Source organism: Azoarcus sp. PA01 (genome assembly GCA_001274695.2).
Taxonomy (GTDB): Bacteria; Pseudomonadota; Gammaproteobacteria; order Burkholderiales; family Rhodocyclaceae; genus Aromatoleum.
This window is the reverse complement of the sequence record LARU01000005.1, coordinates 102,403-114,352: the sequence shown is the minus strand read 5'-3', so window position 1 is coordinate 114,352 and position 11,950 is coordinate 102,403. Positions and strand designations below refer to the sequence as shown.

At 61.8% G+C, this 11,950-nt stretch carries 12 protein-coding genes and 1 pseudogene; all 13 read right to left on the bottom strand.

Translation table 11 applies throughout. The features are described from left to right. Positions 1-5: 5 nt before the first annotated feature. The 13 genes and pseudogenes from PA01_19835 to PA01_19775 all read right to left on the bottom strand — a co-directional run bounded on the left by PA01_19835 (position 6) and on the right by PA01_19775 (position 11,758). Positions 6-560, bottom strand: coding sequence for a TrbM/KikA/MpfK family conjugal transfer protein (locus PA01_19835; protein KAI5912067.1), 555 nt, complete (start codon positions 558-560; stop codon positions 6-8). Positions 561-598: 38 nt separating this feature from the next. Then, positions 599-2,241, bottom strand: a pseudogene (trbL, locus tag PA01_19830) (P-type conjugative transfer protein TrbL). Between the two features lie 10 nt (positions 2,242-2,251). Further along, positions 2,252-2,482 carry an entry exclusion lipoprotein TrbK gene (trbK, locus tag PA01_19825; GenBank protein KAI5912060.1) on the bottom strand — a complete coding sequence of 77 codons (231 nt, stop codon included), beginning with the start codon at positions 2,480-2,482 and terminating at the stop codon, positions 2,252-2,254. 14 nt (positions 2,483-2,496) lie between these two features. Beyond that, a complete protein-coding gene (gene trbJ, locus PA01_19820; protein KAI5912059.1) occupies positions 2,497-3,255 on the bottom strand; it encodes a P-type conjugative transfer protein TrbJ in 759 nt (252 codons plus the stop codon). A gap of 18 nt (positions 3,256-3,273) precedes the next feature. Beyond that, on the bottom strand, positions 3,274-4,662 hold the full coding sequence (locus PA01_19815) for a TrbI/VirB10 family protein (GenBank protein KAI5912058.1): 1,389 nt from the start codon (positions 4,660-4,662) through the stop codon (positions 3,274-3,276). 5 nt (positions 4,663-4,667) lie between these two features. Then, positions 4,668-5,159, bottom strand: coding sequence for a conjugal transfer protein TrbH (locus tag PA01_19810; protein ID KAI5912066.1), 492 nt, complete (start codon positions 5,157-5,159; stop codon positions 4,668-4,670). Between the two features lie 2 nt (positions 5,160-5,161). Next, positions 5,162-6,058 carry a P-type conjugative transfer protein TrbG gene (gene trbG / locus PA01_19805; protein KAI5912057.1) on the bottom strand — a complete coding sequence of 299 codons (897 nt, stop codon included), beginning with the start codon at positions 6,056-6,058 and terminating at the stop codon, positions 5,162-5,164. Positions 6,059-6,075: 17 nt separating this feature from the next. After that, positions 6,076-6,858 (bottom strand): conjugal transfer protein TrbF, encoded by a 783-nt coding sequence (locus PA01_19800; GenBank protein KAI5912056.1) that lies wholly within the window; start codon positions 6,856-6,858, stop codon positions 6,076-6,078. Then, the gene (locus PA01_19795; protein KAI5912055.1) at positions 6,855-9,392 is read right to left on the bottom strand and encodes a VirB4 family type IV secretion/conjugal transfer ATPase; all 2,538 of its coding nucleotides are present in this window, start codon (positions 9,390-9,392) and stop codon (positions 6,855-6,857) included. The genes PA01_19800 and PA01_19795 overlap by 4 nt, the downstream gene beginning before the upstream one ends. Then, the gene (locus PA01_19790) at positions 9,389-9,700 is read right to left on the bottom strand and encodes a conjugal transfer protein TrbD (GenBank protein KAI5912054.1); all 312 of its coding nucleotides are present in this window, start codon (positions 9,698-9,700) and stop codon (positions 9,389-9,391) included. Before PA01_19790 ends, PA01_19795 begins: the two co-directional genes overlap by 4 nt. 2 nt (positions 9,701-9,702) lie before the next feature. Next, complete coding sequence (trbC, locus tag PA01_19785; protein KAI5912053.1) at positions 9,703-10,128, bottom strand: conjugal transfer system pilin TrbC; 426 nt, start codon at positions 10,126-10,128, stop codon at positions 9,703-9,705. Between the two features lie 13 nt (positions 10,129-10,141). Beyond that, positions 10,142-11,101, bottom strand: a complete 960-nt coding sequence (gene trbB, locus PA01_19780) for a P-type conjugative transfer ATPase TrbB (GenBank protein ID KAI5912052.1) — start codon at positions 11,099-11,101, stop codon at positions 10,142-10,144. A 294-nt stretch (positions 11,102-11,395) separates the two neighbouring features. Then, complete coding sequence (locus tag PA01_19775) at positions 11,396-11,758, bottom strand: transcriptional regulator (GenBank protein KAI5912051.1); 363 nt, start codon at positions 11,756-11,758, stop codon at positions 11,396-11,398. Positions 11,759-11,950 lie beyond the last annotated feature (192 nt).

Genomic DNA, 11,950 nt, shown 5'->3' with positions numbered 1-11,950 from the left:
CACGATTAGCTCCCTCCCCACCAATAGTTCCGGTGCTCCGCTTTCAGGCGGGCGTTGTATTCCGCCAGGGCACGTTCGTAATCCTTCGTTTCGACCCAATATCCGCCGTTCTCCGGCGTCCCGACATACATGGGCTTGGTCTGACTGAAGTCGGTGTAGGCGTGTGCTGCATAGGCCGCGCAGTAGTCGGGCATCCTGTCGCCGATATAGATCTCGCCGCCGTCGCCGCTGGTCCACATTTGCAGCGCGCTGTTCAGCGAGGCCGCATCGCATCGGCCGGCGCTTCGCGAGATCGCTCGTACCAGGGTCGACATTTGCGGCGTTTGGTTGGCGACCGGGCACTTGTTCAAGAAGCCGAGCCTCGCCTCGAGCGTGTCCGACAGTTTCTTTTTCCTGATACCGAAATAGCGATCCAAGGAGGGGGTGCACTCGCTCGGCCGCTGCCCGGTGGAGAGGCACAGAATGACCTCGCAGGCAAGGCGGATATCGCCGGAAAGCACGTCTGCGTCTTGGGCACTGACCGAGCCCGCCCCTGCGCCGATGGCCACCACGGCGGCCATCCCAAACAGGTTCTTCTTCATTCTTCGATTCTCCTTGCTCATGCGAATTTGCTGCCTCGGTTCGCAAACGCAGCGACTTCTGCCGCCACGTCGGCATCGCTGGCGCTGACGCCCGCGAGATTGTTTCCCCGAACGTCGGCAGCGATTCGATGGCGCTTCCTGCCTCATCTTTCGCACTCCCGGCTTTGATGGCGGCAGCGATCTTGCCCCCCGTGGTTTCAGCGATGCGATCCATCGCGGCATCCCTGATGCCAGCCATCTTTTCCTTTGCTACCTGTGCCGTGCCTTTCGCCAAGTTTGCGGCTGCATCGACGGCGAACAGCCCCGCTTTCCCGGCCGAGGGCCTCAAGCCTCCGGAGCTTCGCTGCGGCCCTCCTTCTACCTTTCCTGCGCCGCCCGTTCCTGCCGTGGCCTTGGATTCGCCAGCCTTGCCTTGCCCCTGATCGGACTTCCCTTCTTTGCCCTTGGCGTCCCCACCCTGCCCCTCGGCCCTCGCTCCCGAGCTGTCGTGTGGGGCCTGGACGCTGACGGAGGATGCGAAGCCAGCTGCTTGGGCGAACGGTGTGCTGCCGGTGCTTTCCTCACTCTTGCCGCCACCACCGCCCCCTCTCCCGCCGCCACCGGCCCACCTGCTGGTGAATGCGTCAGCGCCGGATTGGACGTTCTCGCTGGCCTTGGAGAAGGCCGCCATCACGGCTTGTGCACCACCGGCCGCGTTCGCGGCACCTGCGGCCAACATCGCGCCTCCCGTCGCCGCTGCTGCCGCCGCCATGCCCGCGGTGCCGACCGCAGCGCCAGCTCCGAAGTTGCCGATACCGGCGTGTCCGACAGTGGCGCCGATGATGATTCCGGATACGATGCTTGGGAGCTTGTTGACCAGCGACAGCAGGATTACGCAAACAATCAACATGACCCCCATTTCCTTGATGGTCATGCTTTCGCTCATCCTTCCGTAGTAGTCATCGAGGAAGGTTTTACCGATGCCGACGATCAGCACCATCGCGAGCAGTTGAGCCGCCACGCCGAGGACGGTCTTGTAGTAGTTGATCGCCATGTCCGAGGTCCACCGGGAGCCGCCGAAGCCCAGGAAGAAGATTCCCGCATACGCCAGAATCCAGCCGGAGACGAGCAGGAGCAGCATGTTGACGCCGACTAGAGCGAGGATCACCAGGATGGCTGCGGCGATGCTGATCCCTACGGCGCTATTCACTGGCGACCACAGCGACGACTGGTCAATTACCTTGTCGAAGATCTCAAAACCCACATCCACGATCCCGGATGGGGAAAGGCCGATGCCCAGCCCAGTTGCATTGCCGCCGATCTGCCGCAAGCTATCCATGATCGATTTGGCGAAGTTCGGGCCGTTGGTCAAGAGCCACCAGAACAAGCCGGTGAAGATCGTGAAGCGGACGAATTCCGCGAAGAACTCGCCAATGTCGGCCTTGCGCAAGGCCATCATGCCGAACGTCCAAACCATCGAGATCACGACCAGCAGCCAGAACAACCAGGACGCGGAATTGATGATGGTGGCAGCCCAGCCGCTCGCGGCTGTCTGGTAGCGCGTCAGTACGCTATCGAGCACGTCCGCGTTGTCGATGGCGGCATGGGCGTCCAGTGCAAAGAGTGCCAGCCACAGCGGCAACAGCAGAGGAAGGGCTTTGAAGGTGACTGGCAGTCTCATGATCATTCCCTCAATAGGTCTTTCCGGAACTGGACTTGAAGTCGCCACGACGAGCGCAGGCATCGGCAAACGCCTGCCGTACCTTCTCGTCCTGGATCTTCTTGATGTTCTCCAGCTTGCAGTTCTCATCGTTAACCACCGGCATTTCCTCCTTCTTCGGTTCTTCCGAGGCATCCGGCGCGCAGCCAGTCACGAGGGCCCCCATAAGGGCGGCCGCTGTCAGGGTCAAATTGCGATTCATCCGCCCATGCTCCCTTACCAGGTCTGCCCGGAACTGGCCCGATAACTGCCACGACGGAATTGTTCATCCGCTGCGATAGTCTGTGCCTCCCGGTCGGCCTCGGCCTGCATGCGGGTCGCAACCGCGTTCTGCTGGGCGATCAACAGCCCGCGTATCTGTAAGAGCTGATTGGCTTGCTGGCTGGCGAGCTGGTTGGCATAGCCGAGCGCCTGCATCTGGCCGCTGGCGCCTTGGGCGCTGGATTGCAGTTGTTCCAGTGTGCGGGCGTCGGCCTTAAGGGCTTCCTGTTGCCTGTCGAGGCCACGGAAAAGCGCGTCGTTGGCCTTCTTCTGCGATTCGGAGGCCAGGCGTCGGTTCTCGTTCATGGCCGTCCGCTCTGTGTCGGTGCACCCGGCGCCGGAGAAGCACGGCGAGCCGCGGTAATAGGCCACGTCCTGGAACTTACCCAGGTAGGCATCAACGCTGCCGAGCTGTGTCTTGTAGTAGTTCAGCGTATCGACGGCGGTCATCAGGCCGCTGATGGTCGATTGCGCGCGGTCCCAAATATAGGCGGCTGGTGCCATGGTGTTTTGAATCTGGTTCTCGTACTGCTGTAGTTGCGTTTGATACTGCTCGATCTGCTTGAGCGTCTGGGCAACGCTTTCGATGGCCGTCATGATGGTTTGCGAGAGGTTCGCGCCGTCGATGACCGGAATCCCGGCGTGCGCTGCGAGCGGGCTTGCGGACAGAGCAACGACCAGGGCGGCTTTAGCGGCTAAAAATTTCATCTTCATGGGGGCTTCTCCTTGGCGTCAGTAATCGAACGATTGGTACGGCTTTGAAAAAGTCATGTCCTTGGTGACGATGACGTTAAAGCGGTAGCCCGGGCGGATTTCCAGCGTTGGTGCGATGTTCAGGTTTTTGGCGATCATCTGTGCCGTGACTTGGCCGAGCTGTTGCCCGAGGGCTTCGCTCAAGGCATCGCTCGCGCGCTGCGAGTCGCCGGTGCTGTTGCCGTTGTCCTGGCTCAAGGTGAAGCCGGCCGTTACGGCCGACATGAGGAAGGCCGACGCGAACGTGCGGAAGTAGTGGTTGTTCACCTGGTCGTTGAAGCCGGCATAACCCGCGCTGTCGGCGCCCGGCATGGCGCCGATATCCATCGCCTTTCCGTCGGGGAAGACAATGCGCTGCCAAGCCACCAACACGCGTGCCTGATCGTGGGCAACATCGCTGGAGTACGTCCCGACCAGGCGCGACCCTTGCGGGATCAGCAGGTGCCGCCCGGTCGGAGTGTCGTAAACGTGCTGCGCGACTTGGGCCATGATCTGGCCCGGCAGATCTGAGTTGATCCCGGAAACGAGTGTGGCGGGTACGACGAACCCGGCCCGCAGCTCGAACGGCGTGTGTGGCGCCTCGGGCTGGGACTCCATCGCCCAGCGATCACCCTGCCCTGCTTTCCCGAACTGAGTGATATTGTTGCGACCACCTGTCGAAGTCCGGACCAGTTGCGACGCCCCGCCATCGCCCGCCGCCGGGTTGGTCGCCCCGGTGTTGAGGTTGTTGCGAATTTGTGCCAGGCGCGCTCGATACGCGGCACTCGGATCTTCGCTGCGGGCGCCGTCCGCCTGCTGTCGCACGGCGGCAAGCCGTGCCAGCATTTCGTCGCGCGATTGCGGCGTGCCGGCTGCACCCCCGGGCACGGAGGCAGCGCTACGCGGGGCCACCATCTGCACCCCGGTTCGCGCCTTGGCCGCTTCCTCGAGCCGTTGGAGCTTCGCCATACGAATGCGGTCGGCCTCGTCGTCGCGCTCGGGCTGCTGTAGCCTGCCGCTCGCAACCGGCGGGCTCGGCGGGACGTCCAGGTTCTCGGGTCGGGCGATCAATATCGGCTCGCCGGCAGGGGCCGCGTCGAGCTCGGGCGGGACCAGTTGCGACGCCGGCTGAATCATCCCGCCGGTGTGCTCGCCGGCAATCTCCTTGGCGAACATCGACGTGTTGCCGGCTTTCTCGGCGGCACCGGTTGCCGGTGCGTTCTGCTTGGCGGCGCGGTCCGCTGCCACCAGCATCATGACCACCAGAAACGCGACGATCACCCCGCCCAGCAGGTACATGGGCAGATTGTTGACCCGACGCACGCCCGACTTCTTCGACACTTGCCCGGGCGAGGCCTCCGGTGCCATTTGATCGGCTGTTTCGCTCATCAGTATCACTCCTTGCGTGCCCAATACCCGGCCGGAATCGGCGTGCGGTTCTGTTCCAGGTAGGGGCGTGTGATGGACTGCGAGCCGACCAGCAGCGTGAGGCGATAAAGCCCGCTGCCGGCGTCGTGATCCAGGACGTACCGTAGCGGCAGCGCGGCTGTGGTCGGCGGTGCGACCGCATCCGGCTCGCCGATTTTTTGGTCTGGCGCGGCCCTGCCGGCGCTGGGGGTCCTCTCTGGAGCGTACTCCAGGACCGCATAGCCAGCCGCTCGGAGATTGCTGACCAGTGCGGCGCCGAACTCGTCCGGCGTGGGCTGTTGCAGTTCGAAGCGTGTCTTGGCCGGCGGCCACAGCGCAGCGAGCTGCTTCGCGGCATCCCCGCCGAGTTGCTGCTGATCGACCGTAACCGGGGGTTGGACGAAGTTGCCGTAAGGGGCTGTCGTTGCGCATCCGCCCAAGGCGAATGTAACCAGCGCGACAAGGGCAAGTCTCTTCATGGTCATTTCCCGGTCCTGGTGATGGTTACGCGATCTTGGCTACTACCGACGCCGGCAATCAGGACCGCCTTGTCGAAGATCGTGTCCACGATGTAGCGGTCGCCCTGGACGCGGTAATTGACCAGCACGGTTTCGTCGTCGGTGAAGAGCTCGCCATCCTTGCGCACGACCAGCAGGGTCGGCGCCTCGGTCTGCTCCATCGTGGATGGCATTTCGATGATGGTCTTGCGGCCATCGTTGTAAACGCGCACCGGCTTCCAGCGTGTGGCGCCCGACACGTCATAGTCGAACGACAAATTGCCGAGGTATTCGCCGGTCTGCGGCATCGTTTGCTCTTCGCGCTCGCGCACATCGCGGGTGCGGATCGCATCCCACTTGGCCAGGGCGTCCTCGGGGTAGGTGAAGGCCACTTGCGGCATGTACTCGGTGCGATGCGAGCGCAGCTTGAGGTGATAGGTGCGCCGGTTCGTAGTCGCGATCAGGCTGGTTTCCAGGCCGACATCCATCGGCTTGATGATGAGGTGCTGGGTTTCGGCGGCGCCGCTGCCCGTGATCGCTGGCTCCACCGTCCAGCGGGCGGTATCGCCCAGGTGGATCGAGTTCACCAGTTCGCCGGGCTGCAAAGCTACGTCGCAGACCTGGAGTACCGCGCACACGACGCTGGGTTGCTGCGCGCCGTAGATGAAGCGCACGGCGCCGTTAGCGCCGGCCACCGGCTTGATGCCGGTCGCCGAACTCGCTCCCCACTTCTTGGCGATCCTCAACGCCTCCCGCTCTTGTGCGGTCAAATTTGGGTTCTTCCCGGAGAAATACTTGTCGGCCAAGTCATCGCCCGGCGCCCCCACGACGGGTGCGGTCAGCGCGACGCCCAGGATCACCGCCGAAAGATGCTTTTTCATCTTGGATAACCCCTAAATCAGAGAATGCGTGACCAAGAAAAGTCGCGGACGAATACGCTCATGGGGTTGTTCCGCAACTGCTCGTCTGTTGTTTGGCTGGAGACTTCGGCCGTGTACACCGTGACCAGGGCGCGCATCGTGACGGGCTGGCCCTTCACGATGCCTTGTCGGTCGCGGCTGGTTTCCACCCAATCCACTTGCCAGGTGTCGGGCGACTGCTGGAGGACGGTCTTGATTTCGACGTTGACCATTTCCTTTTCCGCCCGCTTGAAAGGGCTGGCCTCGGGGTGGCCGTTCAGCCACTCGTTCATCTTTGCGGTCGCGGGATCGTTCGGAGAGAGCTTCGCGTACACTCGGAACACGGCCTTGCGCTGCAAGGCCACGTCGGGCGTCACGATCCTGGCGTCTCCAATGAACTCAGCCACCGACGCGTGAACGACGCGTGGATCGGCTTTGGCGGCTGCGGTGACCGGGCCGGCGGCCACCATCTGGCCGAGCTTGTCGACTTCCACTACATAGGGGATGAACTTCGACTGGCTCCCGAGGTGGATCACGCCGCCGACGGCGGCCAGGGCGATGAGCAGCGACAGGATGCCGATGACCTGCCAAGTCTGGCGCTGGGATACGATCGACCCGACGTGATCGTTCCAAGTGCGGCGAGCGGCCAAATAGGGGTTCTCGACCTTCCCCTCGCGGCGGCCGCCGACCATCGGGGCGCCGGAGTTGCGGGGATCGAGGGGATCGCCGTTCAGCTCGGTCTTCTTGAAGATCAAGCCCTTCATCGTGTCAGCGATGCTCATGCGGCCTCCAGGTAGTCATTGAGGTTCAGGCCCTTCCCCGCCAGCCACTCATGCACCCATTGATCGCCGAACTTGGCTTCAAGGCTCTTGATGCGGGCAACCGATTCCTTGTCGGAGGAACCGACGAAGGCCAGGGCGAACGGCCCCAGGGCGAGGTCATAGAGGCGGCGGCCATGCTCGGAAACGTAGTAGTACTGTTGTTTCGGAATGGCGGTCGCCAGGATTTCGATCTGACGCGTGTTGAGGCCCATGCGGCGGTACAGAGCCGCCGTGTCCTGGTCGCGGGCATAGATGTTGGGCAGGAAGATCTTGGTCGCGGTAGATTCCACGATCACGTCGAGGATGCCGCTGTTGGCCACGTCGGAAAGGCTCTGTGTCGCCATCAGCACGAGGCAGTTGGCTTTACGCAGCACCTTGAGCCATTCCCGGATCTTGGCGCGGAATGCGGGGTGACCGAGCATCAACCACGCTTCATCCAGGATGATGACGGCCGGCTGGCCTTTCAGGCTGCGCTCGATGCGGCGGAACAGGTACAGCAGGACCGGGAGCGCGTACTTCTCGCCGAGGTCCATCAGTTCCTCGATTTCAAAGGTGGTGAAGTCGGCGAGGGACAAGCCATCCTCTTCGGCGTCCAGCAGGTGGCCCATCGTGCCGTCCACCGTGTACTGCCTGATCGCCTCGCGGATCGCTTCATCCTGGATCGTCACCGAGAGCTCCGAGAGCGTGCGGGCGCCGCTACGATGCATGCTCATGATCGCGTGGCCAACTTCGTTGCGCTGGGCCGGCGTTGTTTCGACCCCGTTCAATGCCAAGATGGTGTCGATCCACTCCATCGCCCAGGCACGATCGCCCTTGGTGTCGAGGAACTGGAGCGGGCAGAAGGCCAGGCGTTCATCGTCGGCCGCCACTGAGAAGTGCAGCCCGCCGACCGCCTTGGTCAGCGGGTACAAGGACATGCCTTTGTCGAAGGCGTAGAGGGTCATGCCGGCGTAGCGCCGGAGCTGCGCGGCGATCAGCGCCAAGTGCGTGGACTTGCCGGCGCCGGTCGGGCCGAACATGAATGTGTGGCCGATGTCGCGCACATGCAGGTTGAGGCGGAACGGTGTAGCCCCATGAGTAACGCAATGCATCAGGGCCGGCGACAGGGGCGGATAGAGCGGGCACGGCGCGTCGGCGTGGCCGGTCCAAATGGATGAGGTCGGGAGCAGATCCGCCAGGTTCATCGTGTTGATGAGGGGCCGGCGCACGTTCTCGACGCCGTGACCGGGAAGGCTGCCGAGAAAGGCATCGAGCGTGTTGATGGTCTCGATGCGCGCTGCGAAGCCTAGGCGATTGATGGACTTCTCGACCAGCCGGGCCGATTCCTCGAGCTTGTCTCGATCCTCGTCCATCAGGATCACAACGCCTGTGAAATAGCCGACCGCGACCAGACCGCTATTCACTTCGGCAATCGCCGCTTCGGCGTCGCCCACCATCGACAGGGCGTCCTGATCGACCGGGCCGGTATTGGTGTTGAAGACCTGATCGAAGAACCCGCGTACCTTCTGTCGCCACTTCTTACGGAACTTGTCCAGGTGCTTCACGGCCTCGTGCTGGTCCATGAAGATGAACCGGCTCGACCAACGGTATTCGCACGGCAGCTCGCCCAAGGCGGTCAAGACGCCGGGGGTGGACTCCAGGGGAAAGCCCTCGATGGCGACAACCTGGACGAAGTTGCGACCGATCCTGGGCACCACCCCGCCCCACAGCTCTTGTCCGCCGATCACGGCATCCAGGTACATCGGATTGCTGGGCAGCAGGACCGGGTGATGCCGCCCGGTGATGCAAAACTGCAACCAGCTCAGGAAGTCATCATGGGTGACGGTGGAGCCGTCTTCGTTGACCACCTTCTGGCCGCGCATCCGCATCAGTTTGACGGCCGAAGACAGGCGGTTTTCGATGGCCGTGATTTCGCGCTTGAACTGCTCGATGAGCCCCATCGTCCGCGTCTTGTGATCGGGAGCGAAGGCCTCATCGTCAAACATCAGTTCCACGAACTTGCGTTGCGCGAGGAGCGGCGGGAACCAGGTCAGCGTCAGTACGAAGTACCCCTCGTACATCGTGCCCAGGCCCTCGAACAGCCGGCGCCGCTCCTTGTCTATCGCGGCCGATACGGCATCCGGGAAATGCGAGATCCCCTTTGCCGAATAGTTAGGCGCCGGCCGACGCACGGCGTCCACATGCACCATCCAACCGGAACCGAGGCCGGCCAGAGCCTGGTTGATCCGGAAGGACACCATTTCGCGCTGCTCATCGGTGCTGCTGGCGTTGTCATCTCCCCGATACAACCACGCAGCCATAAAGGAGCCGTTCTTGCCCACGATCACGCCGTCATCGACCACGGCGGCGTAGTTGAGCAAGTCGGCCAAGCCCGCGTCTTTGGAACGATGCTTCTTGAGCTGCAATTCGGCATCGACCCAGCGAATGCGGGCAACCAGGATGAGCAACAAGACGGTCCCGAGGCCAGCAATGGTGATTGCAATTGTCTCAATCATTTGTATTGCTTCCCTTGGCTTGTCGTGTTTTCCCGGAAGGGCGTCGAGCGCGGGGGGTAATACGCCTTGTAGCGGCGGTGCCGCAGGTAGACGTGGCGCATCTTCGGATCGCCCTTCGCCATGAGGCGGAGAACGAAGAGCGCCCCGAACCACAAGGCAATCCCGAACACCGTTGCCCTGATTTCTTGCGCGCTGAAAATCAGTGCCCCGGCCAGCAGCCCCGAGAACATCACGAGCTCACGATCCCCGCCCATGAACAGGTTTTCTCGGTTACCGGCCCGGCGAATGGGAATGGTGCGCAGGGCCATGTTTATCCAGCCTGCTTGTTGAGGACCACCGAGGCGGCCAGCTTGGCGTGCTGGATCGTGTCATCGGACGCAGCCGCGATTTCCGCGCCACGCCCGAAGAAGGTGCTCATCATGTTTTGCGCCCCGACCAGCAGGGCCATGACCAGGACGATGAAGATCAAGGTGCGGAAGAAGCCGTTGAGTTCTCCGCCGAAGATCAGGATGCCGCCGGCAACGACGATGCCGATGAGGGCCAGTGTGAACGCGACCGGACCGGTGACGGAGTTGCGGAGGTTGGTCAGCCAACTCTCATACGGGAGCGAACCGCCCGTTCCTTCAGAGGCGAAGGCCGAATGCGGCGCCAGCAGGAAGAAGGCCAGAAGAGCGAGCAGACCGAGATAGAAGACGGCGTTGCGATCGAGGCGGAACGAGGGCACTGCGACTTGCATGGGGGTTACTCCTTTAAAGCGCTTTGGTGATGTAGCGGCCGTGGTCGAAACCCGATACCTCGATAATTTCCTGGACGCGGCGGCCGCCTTCGGATCGGGCGATGTGGACGACCACATGAACCGCTTGGCCGATGAGCGGTTCGATGGGCTTGGGAGAGTCGGAATGCATGCTGATGAGCATTGCGAGCCGATCAAGGCCGGCTTTCGCATTGTTGGCGTGAAGGGTGGCGGCACCTCCTTCATGACCGGTGTTCCAGGCCATCAAGAGATCAAGGGCTTCGGGACCGCGTACCTCTCCGACCAGGATTCGGTCGGGACGCATACGCAGGGTGGTTTTGAGCAGCGCCGTCATGCTCACGTCGAGGCTGGTGTGGTACTGGACGTAGTTCTCGGCGGCGCACTGAATTTCTCCGGTGTCCTCGATGATGAAAACCCGCTCGGTCGGGTCATTGATCACCATTTGGTTGATGAGGGCGTTCACCAACGTGGTCTTGCCGCTGCCGGTCCCGCCGATCACGAGGACGTTGCGATGCGCGCGGACTGCCTCAATCAGCACGTCGCGCTGCCCAGCGGTCATCACGCCGCTTTCGACGTACTGCTCGAGGGTGAAGATGGCGACGGCCTTCTTACGAATGGCAAAGATCGGGGCGGGCACTACTGGAGGGATCTGGCCAGCGAAGCGTGAGCCGTCCAAGGGCAATTCGCCTTCGAGGATCGGCTTCTGGCGCGTGACTTCCTTGCCGTGGTAGCCGGCGATGGTCTCGATGATCGCCTGCGCCTGCGCAACGCGCATTGAGCCGATGCAGTGCATCGGCTCACCCAATTTTTCCTGCCACAGTTTGCCGTCGGCATTGAGCATGATTTCGACGGTCTTGGGGTCGCTCAGCGCGGCAAGGAACTCCGGCCCCATGTCTCGTTCGAGCTTGCGCTTCGCACGTTCCTTTATGCTGATCGCTTCCTTGTGCTCGGTCATCGTTTCCGCCTGCCTAGGATGTCATTTCTCTGGATCCTAGCACTGAACGATATATCGAAATATATTTATGTCGAAAGGGAAACGAATTGAAACGATTTGACGAAATCGTTTCTGTCGGTTACGCGACATGATTAGGGCAAAATGAGGGAAGAATCCGACAAAGCACCCGGGGGGTGCCACCACGTGTTTCTGTGGGATTTGCTGTGGACGTGGGGTTCCAGGATCGGGCCCCCGGCGCGCTTTAGCCGCTAAAATGCGGCTTTCAGACTTTCGTGTTGCCTTGCCTTTCTGGCGTTACGCCTTCGTAAGCTTCTTCCGGGCCGTTTCGGCCCACTTTTTCACGATGAACGCTTGATGCTCCGGTAGTACCACCGCTACCCGCACATAGCCGGGTGGGAGACTGCTGGCTACCTTTTCACCAGCCAAGGCTTCCAAGGAGGCCGGGTCCAAGTCTGTCGATTCCAACATTAGCGGAAGTGGCGTTTGCAACGCCTTGGCAATGTCCTCCATCACCTTCAATGAAGGGTTGCCCTTGCCGGTGGTGATATCGGAGAGGAAAGAGATGGAAACGCCCGACTTATCCGCCAGCTCCTGCTTAGTCATGTGCAGTTCGTCAAGGACGCGCAGCATGTTCGTGAAGAAAATGTAGTTGTACAAGGGCTTCCGGCCTCTTATCTGCGTGTTCTTAATTTTAGCCGCTAAAAATCTTTGACTGGTTGTATAAGTATAGCTATACCTATACCGACTTTATCCGCGATGACAGTATGCCGCATAGCGGGCCCGAGCTGGCCGTATGGATCGACTCGCGGATGGTTGTATATGCTTGGCGAGATCCTCACGCTGCGCCGG